Genomic DNA, 19,578 nt, shown 5'->3' with positions numbered 1-19,578 from the left:
TTAGGTCAAATTACCCTTCAAGAAACCCTATCCAGTAAAAAGTATATTCATGATTAATGCAATTATCATTGAAGATGAGAAGTCTTCTAGGGAATATTTGATGTCTATTTTGAAAGCACATCATAAAAATGTAAAAATTATTGGTTGGGCGACTGATGTTGACAGCGGAGTAGAGTTGATTCAACAAAAAAATCCGGAAATTGTTTTTTTAGACATTCAACTTGAAAGCGGCAGTGGTTTTGAAGTGTTAGATAAATTCCAGACAGAAATGGAGTTTGAGGTGATTTTTACTACTGGCTTTGTAGATTACAAAGAGAAAGCGATGGATTATTTTGCTTTTTATTACCTCAACAAACCTATTTTAGCTACAGAACTCAAAAAAGTGCTAAACATGTACGAGGTGAAACGCTCTGCCTTTGACCGACGCAAGTATGAAGCGCTAAAGTATCAAATTGAAAACAAAGGAGAATCTATCACCATTTTTGAAAAAGGAAAATACTCATCGGTGCGGTTTTCAAATATTCTGTACTGTGAAGCTGCTGGAAGTTATACCATTGTCCACTTGAAATCCAATCAACAATTGATGATTTCAAAAAATTTAAAACAAGTGGAAGAAATGCTAGAAAACACCGATTTTTTCCGCGTGCATCGTTCGTATTTGGCAAATTTTAAGCAAATACAAAGGTTTACTTCCGATGGCAATGTGATTCTTGCAAACGATGTGAAGCTGTCTACTTCCGCTCGAAATCGCAAAAGAGTATTAGAATTATTGCAATTTTATCACGGCAAACAGTATTAGTGTTTTAACGCACTTTCTATCGGATTTCCTGTAGCAGCATTGGGAAGTGAAATTTCCAATAATGCCGAAATTGTAGGTGCAATATCGGTGATGTTAAAGCGTTGCAAGGTTTCTCCTTGTTGGATACCATTTCCATAGAATAACAACGGAACATGTGTATCATAATTGAATCCTGTACCGTGTGTTGAACCTGTGCGCGAATATGAAATGGTGGCGATATCGAGCACGTAACACACATCACCCGAACGTTTTTGATTGAAACCACGTTGCACAGCTGCCGCAATTCCGTATGTAAATTCACTACTCATTAGTGTGTTGCGCGTGTACACTTTTGCAATTTTATCATAATTGAGCAATTCTCGTTGTAAAGCGTTTTCAATAGCTTTTGCAGAAAGATTGTGTTTCTGTATTTCTGTATGATCTAAAAAGATTTGTCCGCTCGACATGTTTTCAATGAGTTTATCGCTCCCGAAAGTAGTGTTTAAAAAGTCTGTCAAGTGTTTCTTTAAATCACCATGATTAAAGTATCCTGCAGGTATTTTCATGTCTTGCAAAAATGAAGGCACATGAACCGCAGCATGATCGGCGGTTAGGAAGATAGTATAATTTCCTTTTCCAACTTCGGTATCAAGTGTTGCAAATAAGCGTTCTAAATCTTTATCTAATCGCAAATAGGTATCTTGAATCTCTACTGAATTCACACCAAAACGATGTCCCACATAATCAGTACTCGAATAACTTACGGCAAGAAAATCAGTGTGTTCATCTTTTCCTAAATTTTCACCAAGTATGGCAGCAATCGCGAAATCGGTTGTCAGGCTATTTCCATACGGTGTTGCTTTTAAAATATCAAATCCGCCATTTTGCGCTTGTAAATTCGCCAACTCATACGGAAACGTTGCGTTTGCTTTTCCTTTGAATGTAGCTTCATACGCATTCAAATCTGCATCACTTTCCACATACGAGTTGATATCGTACATCGTATTCCAAGTCTTCAAGTATTTTTCAGCTTTATCGGCCGCATTAAATCTTTGTACCCAACCAGGCAATTCGTTGGTATAATAGGTACTCGTAATCCAATCGCCTTTGGCTTTTCCATAAAACCAATACGCACCGTTGGCTGCGTGACCTGCTGGCAATATGGCACCACGATCTTTGATAGCAATTCCAATTACTTTCCCTCGTTTTTGGGTATCTAATCGCAACTGATCCGTCACTGTGGTTGTTTGCATTCGGTGCGGCGACATTTTTCCAGCCCACTGTCCTTCTACTCCCACAGAAGATTGATTTGGGTCAGACGCACAATACACTTCCTTTTTAGCGTATTTATCATACCAATCGTTCGCAATAATTCCATGATTTTCTGGTGTTGTTCCAGTATATACAGAAGCATGTCCTGGCCCAGTATATGTCGGAATGTAATTGTAATGTGTGTTTTTACAATTGTAACCTTCTTGCAGCATTCGCATAAAGCCGCCGTCGCCATATTTACCTTTAAAACGTGTCAAATAATCGTAACGCATTTGGTCCACCACAATTCCAACGACTAATTTCGGTTTTGATTTTGTTACATTTTTAGTAGTGGTTATTGTTGTTTTTGGGGCGCTTTTTACTTTTTGCTTGACAGATACACATTGAATAAACAATAGTGACATTATTATAAGTAGGACAGTATGCTTCATGATTGAGTCGCTAATTTAAGTGCTTTTAGTATTGAAATTATTACAAAAATAATTGTTTTGAAAGAAATAGCATTTTAAGCAATCATTAAATCGTTAATTATTTTATTAGCTTCTATGAAAGATGTATTTTTAACCCATGATTTACCTTGAAAATATAGGACGCTACTTTTTAATGTTAAAAAGCGTGTTTAGTAAAATGACCAAATGGTCTATGCTAAGAAATCTTATTTTTAAAGAAATTGACGATTTAATCGTCGGTTCTATGGGAATAGTGTGCTTTATTTCCTTTTTTGTCGGCGGCGTTGTTGCGATACAAACGGCGTTGAATATTAGCAATCCGCTCATTCCAAAATATTTGGTTGGCTTTGCCACACGACAATCGGTTATTTTAGAGTTTGCCCCTACGTTTATTTCTATCATTATGGCGGGAAAAGTAGGTTCTTTTATCACATCAAGTATTGGAACCATGCGTGTAACGGAGCAAATTGACGCGTTGGAAGTGATGGGTGTCAATTCTTTGAATTATTTGGTGTTCCCTAAAATTGTTGCCTTGTCTTTATATCCGTTTGTGATTACCATTGCGATGTTTTTAGGAATTATTGGCGGTTGGTTAGCATCTATTTATGGTGGATTTTCCACGAGTGCCGATTTTGTACAAGGATTGCAAATTGATTTTATACCGTTTCACGTTACCTATGCGTTTGTAAAAACTTTTGTATTTTCATTTATACTCGCTACCATTCCTTCGTTTTATGGATATTATATGAAAGGTGGCGCGTTGGAAGTTGGAAAAGCGAGTACAACATCGTTCGTTTGGACGAGTGTTGTGATTATTTTGATAAATTACATCATCACACAATTACTGCTGACTTAATGATTGAAGTAAAAAACATAAAGAAATCTTTTGACGGTGTTGAAATTTTAAAAGGCATTTCGACCACTTTTGAGAAAGGAAAAACCAGCCTTGTGATTGGGCAAAGTGGTTCTGGAAAAACTGTTTTTTTAAAATCATTACTCGGTCTTTTTACGCCGGAAGAAGGTTCTATCTTTTTTGACGGGAAAGAATACGAAAAGCTTTCTACTGCTGAAAAAAGGCATTTACGTACCGAAATGGGCATGGTTTTTCAAGGAAGTGCGTTGTTTGATTCCATGACAGTTTCTGAAAATGTCATGTTTCCATTGCGCATGTTTACCAATCAGTCCGTTAGTGAAATGCAAGATCGTGTGGATTTTGTATTGAAACGTGTGAATTTGGTAGATGCGCATCATAAATTTCCTGCGGAAACTTCTGGTGGAATGCAAAAACGAGTTGCGATTGCGCGTGCTATTGTGATGAATCCGAAGTATTTGTTTTGCGATGAACCCAATTCTGGACTCGATCCAAAAACGGCAATTGTGATTGATAATTTGATTCAAGAAATCACCGACGAATACAATATTACTACGGTCATCAACACGCACGATATGAACTCCGTAATGGAAATTGGCGAAAAAATTGTATTCCTCAAAGACGGTTACAAAGCTTGGGAAGGCACCAACAAAGAAATCTTCAAAACAAATAACGAGTCTGTCTCAGATTTTGTGTATTCTTCTGATTTATTCAAAAAGGTTCGACAAGTGTATTTGAGAGAGTTGGAGGGTTAAAAAGTACTTTCAAAGCAACTCTTTTTAGTAACTTATTCACGAATGAAAATATATTCTCTACTTAAAAAATCTATTTGAGAAAGATCCATTTTTAGTACCAAACTATCTTTTGTGACTTTAGAAACTTTAATCGCTTTTTTGGCTTTCTCTAATACAATGGTTTCCGCATTTTCATAATATTTCCAATTGTAACGCCATGTAATAGGTTCGCCAACAAAGTAAAATGAATCTTTACTAATACGTAACTTTTCAAAACTATCTAGTGAAGAAGGAAGCGTTATTTGTTCCGAATCTAATGGAAGTTTTTCTTTGTACGCCAACTTCCAAGTTCCATATAATGAAGACGGCTTTTTATAAGCCTTGTTTACTTCTTCATAAACTATTGATTTTTCTTGAAATAAATAATCAGTAATATATAATTTATTGTCAATTAAGGAATCTACAACACCGTATGTTAATGAAAAAATATCATCATTTTTTTGAACTAATATGGTACGATTGTCAATACTTTCAACCCTCCATAAGCTTTTACTATAAATACCTGTAGCATCATTGAAGGAATACATCACAGAATCATTTGCAAAGTCAATAAACACTTGGGTGTCATCATGGTATGTTGTATAGTGTTTCCCTATTGGATTCCAGTTTACAATTTTAGGGTTTTTAGGTAGTTTTCTAAAAACATCTTGATATCTCTGATTATGCACTTCACTTGAGAGCATAATACTGTCTGTTGCTATTGCAATTTGCATTTCTTCTTCATCGCCAAGTTTAATTGCTCCATCAGTCAATGAAAAATTAACAATAGTATCAATATAACTCCTTGAGTTTTTATCGTTAAAGCTTTTAAGCCTTACTGAATCACCGTTAAAGTCCATCAAGTGAATATAATCTGGAATATCCTTGAAATTATTTTTAACATTATTAGCAGTTTGCGAATAACTTGCAATCCAAGTACCTTCCAAAGCTCTTTTGGAGTTTTTGTCTGTCGTACAAGAAATACATACTAAAATGACTAATAACGATAAAATGACGGGATTTTTCAACATAATGGGAAGGTTTACGGTTTCTGTTAATATCTGTGCAACCTTTCATTAAAACGTTACAACAGAAATAACTCAAAACAAAAAAGCGAACCCAACTAGATTCACTTTTCAATAACTTTATACTTTTTATTTTACTGCTGAATACGCTCTACAATCAACGTATCCAATGCTAATTTTTGTTGCAACCAAACTTTTAATTCTGCTTCGCGCAGTGTTTGAATACTATCACTCAATGCTGGATTCCACTTCACAGCTGCCACAGGAATGGTATCAATTGTGCTAAAATCTTTAGAGCTTAACATTCGTGCAAATCCGAATTGCTGCAAATCTGTGTATTGAATTTTAGCATCTTTAGACAAGGTTGTAAACGCTACGAAGTTTTCGTTTTGTGAAGAAGCCTTAGATTTTAACTGTTCTTCTAACGCTCTATTGTTTAATTTCAGCTCTTCAACTTGTTCCGTTAGTCCTTTAATTAAAAGTTCTTTCTGATCTAAATCTTTATAAGCTCTATCTAACGCATCTGAAATTTTATCTACACTACGATTTTCATTACCAAATATTTCTAGCTTAAAGTCTTTGATATTTTCATAATTTTTTAAATCACTTTCATATTGTGCTCTTAGCAAAGAAGTAATTTCCCCATTAAAATGTAGAAATATAGTTTTATTAGGAATATCTAAATCTTCTTTTCGTCTTTGCAGCCAAACTTCTGGATTCTTTTCAATATTCTCTACAAATAATTTATAATCTTTATTAATATTCGTTTCAATCAACACATTCCAAAAGGTCCAAACTGCTGGAATCATAACCGCAATCGCAACTACGGAAGCCAATTGCGAAATACGTTTTCTACGTTTAGAATTGGCATATTTCAACATTGGGAAACGTAGAATTTTCAATACCAAAAACGTCGCTAATGCGATAAAAATCGTGTTGATAATGAATAAATACAAAGCGCCTCCTGCAAATTCAAGTCCTTGCGTTCCACCTTTTGCTAGTCCAAAACCAACGGTACATAATGGCGGCATTAAAGCGGTGGCAATCGCTACCCCAAAAATTACGGAAGCAATTGTTCCTTTTTTGGTTCTCGCAATAATCAATGCCAAACCACCAAAAAACGCAATCAATACGTCGCGAATGTCTGGTTTGGTTCTTGCCAATAACTCGGAAGAATCTTCCTGTAAAGGGAAAAATTTAAAGAATAAAAACGCCGTCAACACACTCAATACGACCATCACACCGAAATTCACTAAAGATTTTCGAAGCGTGTAAATATCGTTGATGGCAATGGACATTCCCATTCCCAAAATTGGTCCCATGAGTGGAGATATTAACATGGCTCCAATCACAACTGCGGTTGAATTTGCGTTCAGTCCAATAGACGCTATAAATATGGAACATATTAAAATCCAAGCGGTTGCTCCTTTAAATGGGATATCTTTTTTGACATCTTCAATGGTTTGATCTTTGTCAACATCATCGCGAATGTCTAATAATTTATAAAGGAAGCTTTTAAAACCTTCCCACAATCCTTTGGGATCGTCTACAGGTTGATTTTCAGCATTTTTTTCTGCCGATTCGTCATCTGTAAAGTTAAATTTGTTTTCGTTTTCTGCACTCATGTATTAACCGTAATTTTCACCGTAGGTGTCTTTCACTTTTTGTAAAACCTTTTTAATGTCTTGCTCTTTTGCTTTTGGATAAATAAGCAAGACGTCTTCTTTATCCACAACAATATAATCATTTAATCCATCAATTACCACGACTTTTTTGTTTGTGGTCCGAATCATATTTCCGCTCGCTTCTTGCAAGATAGGTTTTGCATTAACGACTGCATTACGGTTTTCCTCTTTGTCTAATTTGTCGTATAAACTTCCCCACGTACCTAAGTCGTTCCAATCGAATGTTGCAGGCAATACATACACGTGCGACGCGTGTTCCATAATGGCATAATCGATAGAAATATTTTCCGCTCTGCCGTAATTATCACGAATAAAATCGTCTTCAAAATCAGTGTTATATACCGAAAAACCTTCATCAAATAGTTCGTACAGTTTCGGTTGAAAGTTTTGAAACGCTGTAATAATTGTGTTAACACTCCACATAAAAATTCCCGCATTCCATAGATAATTGCCACTTTCTAGAAACTTTTTTGCCGTTTCATAATCGGGTTTTTCTGTGAATTGATGTACTTTTTTAATCGCGTTCTCGCTTTTTTCAAAATTGATATATCCGTATCCTGTATTGGCAAACGTCGGTTGAATTCCCAAAGTCATCAATACATTTTCTTTTTTACATTTTTCAAAAGAAGCTTGTAAATTCTCAATAAAAGCATGTTCATCTTCAATCCAATGATCGCTTGGCGCGACGACCATCACCGCATTTGGGTTTTCCTTCTGAATTTTGAGTGAAGCGTATAAAATGCATGGCGCCGTGTTTCGCATTGCAGGTTCGAGTACGACTTGTTTTTGCGTTACATTTGGCAATTGTTCCAACACCAAATCGTTGTACTTTTCGTTGGTGAGAATGTATATATTTTCGGTTGGAATTAGTTTTGAAAGTCTGTGAAATGTTTTTTGGATAAGCGTTTCTCCTGTTCCGAGCATGTCGTGAAACTGCTTTGGAAAGCTTGAAGTACTTACGGGCCAAAAACGCGATCCTACACCGCCAGCCATCAATATGGCATAATAATTCTTGTTCATTTTCATCAATATTCGTAGTAGGTTTCTATTTTACAAAGCAATATAATACAGATTCCCGAAATACCTAAGAAAACTGTAGATTATTAACGGCTTTCTAACGTTGATTTGCAATTATATTTCTGTTTGCGCTTTCTGCTAAAAATCAGCTCCGCAACAACTCCACTTCCGCATTTGGATTGAACAGATATACGCGTCCTGTAGCAATTTCCACACATTCGTAACGTTTTATGCGTTTGTTGCCCCGCTTGAAAATTTTGCCGTTGTGCAGTCGAAATGTGCTTCCATGTGGAATTTCGAACACGTAGTTTTTATCATTTTCTGGATCGTATTGTTTGAGCGCTAAGGCAAATTTTGCATCCGTATCACTACTTGCTTTTGGATTTTTGAAGTGATTGGCAACGATTGGTAGTATTTTTACTGGAAATATCTGCGGATTGATAAACGGCAACATCAATTGTTGAAAGGTGCGCTTCCACTCGATTCCGTGCGGTTTTATAAATCGTCCAAATTTTTCATAGGCTACCAAATGTGCAATTTCATGAATTAACGTCACAAAAAAACGGTATTTATTTTCACCTGCATTCACCGTGATGAGATGTCTTCCGTCAGGCATTCTGCGGTAATCGCCATGTCGCGTTACACGTTGATTTACAATTTTTAAATGCACTTGATGTTCTTTGATAAGTTCAAAAGTGGCATCAACAGCGCGTTCGGGAATGTATTTGGTCAGTATTTCTTTCACGTACACAAAAATACATATTTGTTTTGAAAAGAAACAATCTTCAAACATTTACAAACTGACGATTTAGAGAATGAAAATCGTCAGTTTGTAATTTGTTATATTATTTTCTAGCACGTCTCCATCTTCTAAAAAAGAGTACTACAACTGTCAACAAGATGATAAAAGGCCATATATGTAAGATTCCGATAAGTACATCTTGAATAAAATTCCAGCCTGCCGCCAAACCTTCTTTCGCCTTGGCACCAAATCCTTTTGTGTATGCTACAGGCTCTTCTTTGTATTCAATGGTTTCGTACAATTCTACTTGAATGGTGCTAAAGGCAACTCTGCTCGACATGTATTTGAGTTTTCCCTGTACCACTTCAATTTCTTCTTGAATGGTACGCAATTGATTTTCTGTCGCCAAAATATCTTTTACAGTCTTAGCATTTTTGCGCAAAACAGCTTCCAAACGTGCTTTGACTTCCATTTTCGTTTGTAAGCGCGTTTGTGCATCTACGTATTTTTCTGTGACATCGGTGGTGGAAATATTCACATAATCGGTTTCTTCTGCAAACTTCTGAATGCCGTCTAGCACGGTGTCAAAGTTTTCTTTTGGAATTTTAATGGTGAATCTGTTTTTCTTTTCGTTGTAATTTTTGTCATAACGCAATTCAGAAATATAACCACCTTGCGTAAAGAGCATTTGTTTAATGTCGTTTAATGCTTTTTCAATATTTTCTACTTTGTAGCGTGTACTCGCCGTTTTAATAATTTTTAAGTTTTCAGGAATGTTTGTCGCTAAAGCTTGATTGCTGGTTTGCGCAATAAAACCTTGATCAAAACTTTTAAAGTCTTCTTTTTTATCTTTACTTGGTGCTACATCATCTACGCTGTTATAATCATCTCGTAAATCGACATTTTCTAAGGTCAGCTCTTCTTTTAAATATGATTCATTGCTGTCATGGCAAGAAATTAAAATGCTAAATAAAAAAATATAGCTGATAGATTTTACCCATTGTTTTCGTGTGATTACATTCATAATTTTATATTTTTAAGGATTACGAATACAAACCTATTAGAGTTTCGGCAAGAAGCTTTGTAAACGCCTTGTAACAGCTTTGTAAATTATTTTACAAAATACAAATAACTGATTTACTGTATTTTACATCACAATTGAACACAAAAAAAACATATCACTTTTCACGCTTAAAAGAGCAAATTGCCACAACTTTTTTGGCTTCACATGCTGCTTCAAGCGATATTCGTGCGTGGAAAGGAGATACGATTACCGATTTTCAAGAAGATTTACGCAGCAAAACCAAGGGCAGTATTAGCGAAAAATGGTTTTATACGTATATGAAGAATGATACCGAAAAGTTACCGCGAATTGACATGCTGAATTTACTCAGTACTTATGTCGGTTTTGAAAATTGGAATGATTTTGTGGCGAAATCTGAAATTGAAGTCGAAGCTGAACTTGAAGTTGAACCTAAAACTTCTTCTCGAAAATTCTCGAAATTGTTTTGGCTTGTATTGCTCCTTCCGTTGCTTGCGTTTGCCATTTATAGCATGTATCCAACAGAAAATACTTTTACTTTTTGTTTTACAGATGCCGATCAGCGCGAAGCGATTACTAAAATTCCGTTGGATATTGAAGTGATTCGCACTAATGAATCTTCTTTGTATTTTAAATCGGATAGTTTGGGTTGTTTTTCGTATACGACTTCGGAAAAAGAATTGAAGTTTGTAGTGAAATCTCCGTATCATAAAACGGACACGATTGTGCGACATATCAATTCGAGTTCACACAAAACGGTACAATTACAAACCGACGATTACGCGTTGATGCTTTTATATTACGCAAACGGCAACAAAGAGGATTGGCAAAAACGACGCGTACAATTGGACGAATTGATTGCGGACAATGCGCAAATTTATCGCGTGTTTCCAAATACTATAGGAATTGAAATGTATAGCAAAAAGGAGTTTATTAATTTATTGACGATTCCGACAAGTAGTTTGAAAAAGATGCAGATTTTGGATAAAATTTACGCCAATGAACAGATTGTAAAACTTAAATTCACGATTCAATGATGAAAAAGATAGTATACATAGTGAGTTTGGTTTTGTGTGTTTCATGCAATCAGTTTTCTCAAAAATCTGAAAATGCTACGGCTCCGAGAGAAGACTTAAAAGTTCATGAATCTACACTTGATGTAGAAGCTGATGACAAATTAAAAGAAGGCTTTCTTGATTTTAAAACTATTGATTTTAGTATTGGTAATTTTCGCTCAGAGATTGCCACCAAACTTCAAGCCAATTACGAATCGCAAGTGTTGGCGGCGAAACATCCTGAATTTGCAGTAGCTATTCAAGAGCAATTGGCAGCTTCGAGCAAATTCCACACTTCGCTTTCGGATTCTATCCAAAAAATAGAAATTACAGATATTGAACTTGTAGGTACAATGAAAACACTTAATGATAGTACGTTTACTCAAAAAATACACTATACAAAGCACATCAATTCCAATTACACAGAGAAAGATAGCGTTTTGGTAGTGCTGCAACAGGCGCTTATTAAAATTGATCATACGGTGCGAATAAACACTTCTTTTTCGTTTCAAACCATTGAATAAACACATTTTAAATTGGCGAAAAACATTGTGTGTATGCCGAAATTTCAAGACAATAATTTTATGGCACGATTTTTTTATATAACTTTAAGAACGAATTAATTTTTTATATATGAAAAAAGTATTGCTACTTCTATTGTTGTGTGCCACTCTTCCCGCTTTTGCACAAACTGAATTATCTGACACTGAAGCCGAATCAAAATTGCTCGTAAATAACGACCGTTTGATTGTCTTAGATTTTTACGCCACTTGGTGTGGACCTTGCAAACGCATGGATCCGATTATGAAAGAATTGGACAAAAAATACAAAGACCGAGTTGATTTTTATAAGATAGATGTTGATAAAAGTCAAGTAGACGACGCACTTGGAATCAATGCAATGCCAACGTATTTGTTTATTAAAAACAGCTCCAATTTAGAGCAAATTGAAGGCGCTATGAGCAAAACCAAAATGGAAGCATTGATTACAAAACACATGAAAACGGTAGCAAATGACGAAGAAGAAGTGGAGGAAACCGTGATAGAATCAACAGAAACGGACGATTTTGACATGAGCGATTTTAGTCAAGAAAACTTGGATAAAATTTGGGATTCCTCTTCTCTACTCAATTCGATGGCATGGAATGCTTATAAAACGGAGAATAATGTCAAGATTTTATTGAAAGCCATTAAAGTTGTGGAACGTTCCATTGAACTTGAGAAAAATTATTACAATACGGACACACTCGCTGCATTATTGTATAAAACTGGAAATTACACCAAAGCCTTAAAAAAAGCGAAAGAAGCTGTTGATATTGCTAAGGATGAAGGAATTTCATATACCTCAACGACCAAATTGATAGAACAGATTATTGAGGAAATGTAAAGTTTCGTTTTAAAAAATATAAAAGCTGTTTATAAGGTTTCTTATAAACAGCTTTTTTTATGATAATTCTTGCGAGCGAATTTTACAAGCGTGTAAAAACAGAAACTCCTGAAATATTTGCGGTAATCTCAATTCCTTGCTCGGATTGTGTTTGCGTATCGTTTTGAATAATCGTAAGCGTTTGTCCGTCAGCACTAATCGAATATTCTGACTGTGTTGGCGTACTATCTTGTCCTGTAGTTGTACCTGTACCGCCTACTTGCAAATCGTAAAATGAATTGCTGAAAGAAATCATATTTCCTGTGATTTGATACGTTCCGCTTCCTTCTACACTTTCAATAGGATAGGTGTATGTTTGCGGAGGAACTCCGTCAGCTGTCACGGTTGTAATTAAGTCATAACTTCCTTCAGAGGTGAACATTCCATTTTCTTCTAAAATTACTCTGTAATCCATATTACTTCCTTGAATGGTGGATAGCGATTGTGTAGAAACCCCAGCAATAGTGATGGTAGATTCTGCGGTAGCTTCCAATGAAACAGCTTGCCATGTACCTACAATTAAAGCAGGGTTTGTATTGGTATTCGAATTTACAGCTTCTTCCGCTTCAAAATCGAGTGCTTCATTTTCGCACGTAAATGCCGTTAGGGAAATAAAAATTAACAGTAGTAAGGATGCTTTTTTCATATTTGATTGGTTTTTAATGGCTTCGAAAATAATTATATTTCTAATGAGAAACAACTTTCTTCTGAAGTTACGTAACATTGCGGGTATTTTTCTTTAATAATATTCGTAAGTACGAATGGTGATTTTATCTGGAGTTGAGCTATCGTTTTGAGTGTTATATTCCAAGCGTTTTGTCCAATTTCCTTGGTCATCAAATTCAAGATATTTGTAGGTGTAGCTTGCTGTTTCTTCTTTTCCAGTAAATTGTAAGTATTTAATTAAATTTTGATTGTCATCATAGGTAAACTCTGAAATGAACTTTAATTGATCATTTTCGAAAGACTCATCATACACGTAAATTTCACGCCTGCTAACCAATTTATTTTCAACATAAGAAATATTTTTACTAAGCAATTCTCCATCGGCTTTTAGAATTTTGTATTTCCTTTTTTTATTTGAAGAATATGTCACTAAGATTTTTCTTGTTATCTCATTATTTTCATCGTACCGAAGTTCTTCATAAATTTTTCTACCTTTTCGTTTTGGAATGTATTTTTCAATGAAATTTCCTTTTGAATCATGATAAACCAAATTTTCATAATATCCTTCTTTATCAAAATTTATAACGTATCCATATTCCATTTTTGGTCCGATATCCCAATTTTCAGATTCTTCAATTACTTCAAAATCTTCTTCTTTCATTGATTTAACATTTCCTTTAAGCCCATACTTTTCCCATTCGGTCAATACACGAGTACAACTATTAAGTAATATCATTAGTATAGCAAAAGGTATCCAACATTTATGTACAATCTTCATATTTTAAATTGATTTATTGTACATACTTGGTCTTTTTTACAAAACTTAAAATGATAAACGACAACAAAAAGAAAACCGCCAAAAATAGTACTGACCATTGCATAGAGCCTGTGATTTCATTTAAAAGTCCAAAACCAAACATTCCCACTACGATTGCTATTTTTTCAGTAACATCATAAAAGCTAAAATACGTCGCTGTATCTTCAGTTTCTGGCAATAATTTAGAGTACGTAGAACGCGATAAGGATTGAATCGCGCCAAGCACTAATCCAATTAATCCGCCAAGCGAATAAAAGTATAACTGTATATTTTCTTGGTCTTTATCTAAAGAAAACGCCACAAAACACACCAATCCCCAAATGACAATTGTAATTTTTAAAGCGGTAATATTCCCGTATTTTACAGAGATTCTAGAGAAGATATACGCGCCAAAAATAGCCACAAATTGCACCAATAGAATGGCTGAAATTAAATTTTCACTTGGCAAGTCCAATTCATCACTTCCAAAAATTCCTGCCATGTAAATAATGGTTTGCACGCCTACGCTAAAAAGAAAAAATGATATTAAAAATGTACGCAAGGAAGCGTAGTTTTTCAATTCTTTCCAAACTTTCGCCAACTCTTTAAAGCCGCTTGTTAAATACCCTTTTTTCGGTTTTTTATTATGCACGTTGTTCGGTAAGCGTCTATAGGTGATTTGCGCAAAACCTAGCCACCAGAGTCCCACAATAATAAACGAAAGTCGCGTCGCTTCTCCTGCATTATTAAAACCGAACATGTCATGTTTCATAATCATGACCAAACAGATAATGAGCAATATAATGGAGCCAATATACCCCATAATAAAACCTTTGGCACTTGCTTGGTCTTGCTGTTCAGGATGTGCTACTTCGGGTAAATACGCATTGTAAAATACAATACTTCCCCAAAAACCGATTCCAGACGTGATGGTTAATACGAGTCCCACCCAAAGTGTGGCTTCGTTTTCAAAGAAAAATAATCCGATGATAGACAATGAACCTAGCAAACAAAAGAATTTTAAAAATTTGAGCTTGTTTCCTGTATAATCCGCAATTCCCGAAAGTATTGGTGATATGATTGCTACAATGAACATAAAAAACGCAACCGTGTAGTTGTATAAGGATGTTGGATTGATTTCAACTCCTAAAAACTTGATGGTTTTAAATGCTTCAACATAACTATCAAAATCTTTGGTAACGCCTGCATAATATATCGGAAAAACGGCGGTACTGACGACCAATGAATATACTGAATTTGCCCAATCGTAAAATGCCCAAGCACTGATGAGTTTTTTGTCTCCTTTTTGCAATCGTGTTGTTTTTCCCATAGTATCAAAATAAAAGCCGCCCATGTTTTATGGACGGCTTCTAAAATACAGATTTATTTTTGAATGTATGTTAATTTAAAATTTTCCTAGTGGTCGATAGGTATTTACACCAAATTTTCGCGCTTCTGCTTTGGCTCTATCTGCTTCTGCTTGCAAGTTTTTAATTCGTGTTTCGCTTGAAGGATGCGTGCTTAAAAACTCTGGCGGTGCCTGTCCTCCACTTTTAGCGCCCATACGTTTCCATAACTCAGGAGCTTCATCTGGATTGTATCCTGCAATTGCCATCAAATAGATGCCGATTTTATCTGCTTCGTTTTCGTGTTTTCTACTAAAAGGCAACATTCCCAACACATTAGAACCAATACCATAGTACTGATTGAACGCTTGACGCGATTTGTCATCTTTGATAGCAATATTTCCTGCTACTGCCAATCCTTGTTGTAAATACGCCGCACTCATACGTTGCTGCCCGTGATTTGCCAACGCGTGCGCCACTTCATGTCCCATAATAGCTGCAATCGCTGTTTCGTTTTGCGCTACAGGTAAAATTCCTGTGTAAAATACAATCTTTCCGCCTGGCATACACCATGCATTTACGGCTGGGTCATCGACTAAATTGTATTCCCAACGGTAATCTTTTAAATAGCCTTCGTTTCCGTTCGCATCTAACCAACGTTCTGCTGCGACTGCGATACGCTCTCCTACTCGTTGAATCATTTCGGATTGCGAAGTTCCTTTGACTACTTTGTTTTCATTTAAAAATTGATCATACTGTGCAAAAGCCGTCGGAAACAATTGGTCATTTGAAACAAATGCCATGGTTTTTTTTCCTGTAAACGGATTGGTTGCACATGATAAAATAAGTATACATACGGATAATGCGATTATTTTCTTCATGTTGAATTGTTTTTAGAATGTGGTTTGTCTTGTATTAGAACATTACTGGTTCTTACAAAATTAACGATTATTACACAATTGCCATAAAACTATAAAATGTATTTTTGAAGCTCATATTTTTACCCGAATTTTGAAGAATCTTAGATAGCTTACCAAAAAATGAGTCAAACTACACCAAAAACACAACCCGAACCACCTGTACAAGTCCCAAAACCCATTTTGTATACGGGACGCTTTTTACAAGCGATTTCTACATCGCTCGCCGCAAAATATGCAAAGCGTTTGTTTGTAATGCCCATCAAGCACAAAATGCCAAAACGTGAGTTTCACATGGACAACGCTTCTGAACAAACCTTGATGCGTGTTCCTGAAATTGAAAAAGATGTGTTGGTATATTCCTATGGTGAAAGTGACAAAAAGATTTTACTCGCACATGGTTGGAGCGGTCGCGGAACTCAGTTGGTAAAGATTGCAGATCATTTTGTAAAATTGGGCTACCAAACCATTAGTTTTGATGCTACTTCTCATGGAAAGCTAAAAGGAAATCAATCGTCGTTGTTAGAGTTTATTACTTCTATTCATGAACTAGACAAACAATATGGCCCGTTTGAGTTTGCTATTGGACATAGTTTGGGCGGTATGTCACTTTTAAAGGCAATTCACGACGGAATGAAGGTAAAGAAACTCGTTACCATTGGCGCTGCAGATATGATTTCAGATATCATTTCTCACTTTATAAAAGCACTGACGCTAAAACCGATTGTAGCTACAAAAATGAAAGCGATTTTAGACGAATTGTATGGTGGTGATATTGATGAGCTTTCGGCTAGTGTCGTCGCGAAAAAAGTCACGATTCCTACATTAGTCGTTCACGATAAAGACGATTCCGATGTGGATGTAAGCTGCGCACATTCTATACACAAAGCGCTTCCAAATGGCAATATTCATCTTACTAAAGGCTTGGGACATCGTAGAATTTTAGGCAATAAAAAAGTAATTCAAAAGGTGGAGGAATTTTTGTTGTAAACTCTCAAAACTTACATAAAATATAAGTCTACCTCATCCAAGTATAGGCAGATTGTGTATATTATAATATATCAATTCTTTATACTCATGAAAAATATCCTCGTCATTTTCACCTTTTTGCTCGTTATCTTTAGTTGTCAAACTGCGCAAAAAGAGGAATTTCTATTTTCTTCCAATCGCACTGGAAATTCAGATATTTATTTGATGGATGTTGCTACTGGCGAAACAACACAGCTTACGAATTCGGCAAATGAAGAATGGGGACCGACTTGGATTACCAAAAATACCATCTCCTTTTTACGCCAAGAAAAAGACCAAATTACGCGTGTTGAACTAAACCTTGATACTAAAAAGGAAACTGCAATTGCACATCCTGAAAATTGTGTATTGGATGATAAAAACATGCTCTATGCAGCCAATGGAACTTTGCAGTTATATTTGTGTAAGTCAGACGTATTTTTGTTTGACACTACTACAAAAGAAACTACCAACTTGACCGAAAGCTTACAAGGTTTTTCTAACTATCCGAGTTGGAGTTTTGATGGCAGGCACGTTATTTTTACAAATAATTCATCAGGTACTAATGATATTTATAAAGTGAACGTTCAAACGAGAGAAATCAAAAAACTAACAGATTATTCGTCCAATGATGAACGTGGAGAACTTTCCCCTGATGCGAATTATCTTGTGTTTAGCTCTGATAAATTTCAACCAAAAAACCAAGATATTCTATTGATGAATCTCAAAACAGGCACATTAGAAAATATCACCAACAGCAAAGGCAACGAATTGATTGCACGCTGGAGCGCCGATGGAAAACAGGTTTATTATGGCAGTAATACAGATGGCAATTGGGAGCTTTACCGCTATTCATTAAAAGACAAATCCACCAAAAGACTGACGAATACTGACGCTTTTGATGGAGATCCTAGAGTTTTTAAGAATTAAATTTTACTATTTCTTACGGCGTCGAACTCGAAACCTGCATAATTTTTCCGTTGTAGTATTTATTTCCTGTGAGTGCGAATTCGAAAATGTATTGTGCCATTTCCGCAGCAGTTAGTGGTGCTTTGTAGCCTGGAAAAGCTTCAGCCAACATTTCCGTTTGTACGGCACCTAATGCCAACACATTAAACGATATTCCTTGGTCTTTGTATTCTTCTGCGAGCAATTCTACCAAGATAATTACCGCACCTTTGGAAGAACTGTACGCTGCCAATCCTGGAAATTTCATACTTCCTTGAATTCCGCCCATAGAACTAATGGTAACGACGTGACTTCCTTTTACCATAAACGGCAACAATACGCGACTCAATTCCGCCACGCCAAAGACATTTACGGTGTAAATCCACTGAAAATCTTCCATCGTGGTTTCACCAAATGGACGATTGAGCAACGAACCTGCATTGTGAATGACGATGTCTACTTGTTCCCAATTTTCTTTTACGAAATCGGTCACTCGGTCGTAATCTTCTGCTTTGCTTAAATCAAAAGCGAATGAAGTAATATTGTCATACGTAAGATTGGAAATCGGTTTTTCATTTCGCGACAACGCCAATACATTGTATCCTGCATTGGCAAATAGATGTACAAGTTCAAAACCAATACCTCTACTCGTTCCTGTGATGATGACGTTTTTCATATTATTTTTTTCGGTTTTATGGGATGCTGAATCTGGTTCAGCATGAAGTATATGCGTTTGTTTTCAAAGTACTTCTCAATAGATCACATCGAGCGCAGTCGAGATGCTTTTTTATTCAAAAACTACTTCGAAGTTGTCAATTTAATTTCTTTGGTTGGCGCGTTGACTGCTTTTTTTACGGCTGGAATAAACGTGTTTACAAAATCTGCCATGTGATTGAAGTCCATAATATCTGCTTCGTCTCCTACTTTGTGATAGTGATTGAAGTTTGTAAAATCGAATGTGGAAAATGTTTGACACGGCACGTTAAATTCGTTAAAGAACGGATAATTGTCCGAACGCATAAACAATCGATATTCGCCTGCTTTTGGCAAGAAACCAGCAATTTTCTTTCCAGCGTATTCGTTCATCTTTTGTGCTAGATTCGATTTGTCAAATCCTGTCACGTATGCTGTGTAATCTTTGTCTACCAAAGGCACGCCTACCATTTCAAAATTCAGCATGACATATAAATCAATGTTTTCTTTTTTCAAGGTTTCTGCTAGGTATTTAGAGCCTTGCAAGCCCATTTCTTCCGCAGAAAATAACGTGAATAAGATGCTTCTTTTGTTGCTTTTAGTCTTCGCGAAGTATTTTGCCATCGTCATTACGGTTCCGACTCCTGCTGCGTTATCATTCGCGCCATTTGCAATGGTATCGCCATCTACTTCTTCTCCAAATCCGATATGATCGTAATGTGCGCCAATAATCACAAATTCATTTTTTAATACAGGGTCTGTTCCTTCTAAATATCCGATAACATTAAACGCATTTTTGCCTTTTACCGTAAAACTATCGCGATAGGTATCGTAATATGGTTGCACACCGATTTCTTTAAAATAGTTTTCAATGTACACTGCTGCTTTTTCAATGCCTTCCGTTCCTGTGTTTCGTCCTTCCAATTCGTCAGACGCTAAATACGACACAATATCGTCTACTTCTTGAGCTTGTATGACAACTTCTTTCGTTTTACACGAAAAGACTGTAAAAGTCACTAAACAGCCTACGATGATGTTTTTGAAATGTTTCATAAATAATGGTTTTTGAT

Annotated in this window: 20 protein-coding genes; 8 read left to right on the top strand and 12 right to left on the bottom strand. The window is 35.9% G+C overall.

Annotated features, from left to right (window positions below; all coding sequences use genetic code 11):
- Positions 1-49: 49 nt before the first annotated feature.
- A complete protein-coding gene (locus tag C8N46_RS11380; RefSeq protein ID WP_108115031.1) occupies positions 50-799 on the top strand; it encodes a LytR/AlgR family response regulator transcription factor in 750 nt (249 codons plus the stop codon).
- On the opposite strand, the gene pafA is transcribed toward C8N46_RS11380, so the two are convergent.
- Complete coding sequence (gene pafA / locus C8N46_RS11375) at positions 796-2,481, bottom strand: alkaline phosphatase PafA (RefSeq protein ID WP_108115030.1); 1,686 nt, start codon at positions 2,479-2,481, stop codon at positions 796-798. The two genes, C8N46_RS11380 and pafA, sit on opposite strands and share 4 nt — an antisense overlap.
- Before the next feature lie 136 nt (positions 2,482-2,617).
- On the opposite strand from pafA, the gene C8N46_RS11370 reads away from it, so the two are divergent.
- A complete protein-coding gene (locus tag C8N46_RS11370; RefSeq protein ID WP_108115029.1) occupies positions 2,618-3,355 on the top strand; it encodes an MlaE family ABC transporter permease in 738 nt (245 codons plus the stop codon).
- A complete protein-coding gene (locus C8N46_RS11365; RefSeq protein ID WP_108115028.1) occupies positions 3,355-4,125 on the top strand; it encodes an ABC transporter ATP-binding protein in 771 nt (256 codons plus the stop codon). The genes C8N46_RS11370 and C8N46_RS11365 overlap by 1 nt, the downstream gene beginning before the upstream one ends.
- Positions 4,126-4,157: 32 nt before the next feature.
- Here the strand turns inward: C8N46_RS11365 and C8N46_RS11360 are convergent, their stop codons facing one another.
- The 5 genes from C8N46_RS11360 to C8N46_RS11340 form a co-directional block, all read right to left on the bottom strand.
- Positions 4,158-5,174 carry a hypothetical protein gene (locus C8N46_RS11360; protein WP_108115027.1) on the bottom strand — a complete coding sequence of 339 codons (1,017 nt, stop codon included), beginning with the start codon at positions 5,172-5,174 and terminating at the stop codon, positions 4,158-4,160.
- Between the two features lie 128 nt (positions 5,175-5,302).
- Positions 5,303-6,793 (bottom strand): DUF389 domain-containing protein, encoded by a 1,491-nt coding sequence (locus tag C8N46_RS11355; protein ID WP_108115026.1) that lies wholly within the window; start codon positions 6,791-6,793, stop codon positions 5,303-5,305.
- A gap of 3 nt (positions 6,794-6,796) precedes the next feature.
- Positions 6,797-7,873, bottom strand: a complete 1,077-nt coding sequence (locus C8N46_RS11350; protein WP_108115293.1) for a mannose-1-phosphate guanylyltransferase — start codon at positions 7,871-7,873, stop codon at positions 6,797-6,799.
- Between the two features lie 142 nt (positions 7,874-8,015).
- Positions 8,016-8,615: a SprT-like domain-containing protein gene (locus C8N46_RS11345; RefSeq protein WP_108115292.1), complete on the bottom strand. Its 600-nt coding sequence runs from the start codon at positions 8,613-8,615 to the stop codon at positions 8,016-8,018.
- 100 nt (positions 8,616-8,715) lie between these two features.
- Positions 8,716-9,636, bottom strand: a complete 921-nt coding sequence (locus C8N46_RS11340) for a DUF4349 domain-containing protein (RefSeq protein ID WP_108115025.1) — start codon at positions 9,634-9,636, stop codon at positions 8,716-8,718.
- 134 nt (positions 9,637-9,770) lie between these two features.
- On the opposite strand from C8N46_RS11340, the gene C8N46_RS11335 reads away from it, so the two are divergent.
- The 3 genes from C8N46_RS11335 (at position 9,771) to C8N46_RS11325 (ending at position 12,095) form a co-directional block, all read left to right on the top strand.
- Positions 9,771-10,691, top strand: coding sequence for a hypothetical protein (locus tag C8N46_RS11335; RefSeq protein WP_108115024.1), 921 nt, complete (start codon positions 9,771-9,773; stop codon positions 10,689-10,691).
- The gene (locus C8N46_RS11330; RefSeq protein ID WP_146169804.1) at positions 10,688-11,233 is read left to right on the top strand and encodes a hypothetical protein; all 546 of its coding nucleotides are present in this window, start codon (positions 10,688-10,690) and stop codon (positions 11,231-11,233) included. The genes C8N46_RS11335 and C8N46_RS11330 overlap by 4 nt, the downstream gene beginning before the upstream one ends.
- A gap of 109 nt (positions 11,234-11,342) precedes the next feature.
- A complete protein-coding gene (locus tag C8N46_RS11325; RefSeq protein ID WP_108115022.1) occupies positions 11,343-12,095 on the top strand; it encodes a thioredoxin family protein in 753 nt (250 codons plus the stop codon).
- Positions 12,096-12,177: 82 nt separating this feature from the next.
- Here C8N46_RS11325 and C8N46_RS11320 read toward each other — a convergent pair whose 3' ends face one another.
- From C8N46_RS11320 to C8N46_RS11305, 4 genes are all read right to left on the bottom strand, one after another.
- Positions 12,178-12,780 (bottom strand): hypothetical protein, encoded by a 603-nt coding sequence (locus C8N46_RS11320; protein ID WP_108115021.1) that lies wholly within the window; start codon positions 12,778-12,780, stop codon positions 12,178-12,180.
- Between the two features lie 93 nt (positions 12,781-12,873).
- On the bottom strand, positions 12,874-13,461 hold the full coding sequence (locus C8N46_RS11315; protein WP_146169803.1) for a hypothetical protein: 588 nt from the start codon (positions 13,459-13,461) through the stop codon (positions 12,874-12,876).
- Between the two features lie 130 nt (positions 13,462-13,591).
- Complete coding sequence (locus C8N46_RS11310) at positions 13,592-14,950, bottom strand: MFS transporter (RefSeq protein ID WP_245896827.1); 1,359 nt, start codon at positions 14,948-14,950, stop codon at positions 13,592-13,594.
- Between the two features lie 51 nt (positions 14,951-15,001).
- Positions 15,002-15,823: a M48 family metallopeptidase gene (locus C8N46_RS11305; RefSeq protein WP_108115019.1), complete on the bottom strand. Its 822-nt coding sequence runs from the start codon at positions 15,821-15,823 to the stop codon at positions 15,002-15,004.
- Between the two features lie 159 nt (positions 15,824-15,982).
- On the opposite strand from C8N46_RS11305, the gene C8N46_RS11300 reads away from it, so the two are divergent.
- Positions 15,983-16,849, top strand: coding sequence for an alpha/beta fold hydrolase (locus tag C8N46_RS11300; RefSeq protein ID WP_108115018.1), 867 nt, complete (start codon positions 15,983-15,985; stop codon positions 16,847-16,849).
- An 87-nt stretch (positions 16,850-16,936) separates the two neighbouring features.
- Positions 16,937-17,797 (top strand): TolB family protein, encoded by an 861-nt coding sequence (locus tag C8N46_RS11295; RefSeq protein ID WP_108115017.1) that lies wholly within the window; start codon positions 16,937-16,939, stop codon positions 17,795-17,797.
- A 13-nt stretch (positions 17,798-17,810) separates the two neighbouring features.
- On the opposite strand, the gene C8N46_RS11290 is transcribed toward C8N46_RS11295, so the two are convergent.
- Together C8N46_RS11290 and C8N46_RS11285 are read right to left on the bottom strand one after the other, a co-directional pair.
- The gene (locus C8N46_RS11290) at positions 17,811-18,491 is read right to left on the bottom strand and encodes an SDR family NAD(P)-dependent oxidoreductase (RefSeq protein ID WP_108115016.1); all 681 of its coding nucleotides are present in this window, start codon (positions 18,489-18,491) and stop codon (positions 17,811-17,813) included.
- 122 nt (positions 18,492-18,613) lie between these two features.
- Positions 18,614-19,561 (bottom strand): M28 family metallopeptidase, encoded by a 948-nt coding sequence (locus C8N46_RS11285; protein ID WP_108115015.1) that lies wholly within the window; start codon positions 19,559-19,561, stop codon positions 18,614-18,616.
- Positions 19,562-19,578 lie beyond the last annotated feature (17 nt).

This window comes from Kordia periserrulae (assembly GCF_003054265.1).
GTDB classification, from domain to species: Bacteria; Bacteroidota; Bacteroidia; order Flavobacteriales; family Flavobacteriaceae; genus Kordia; species Kordia periserrulae.
This window is presented reverse-complemented; position numbering and strand designations above follow the sequence as displayed.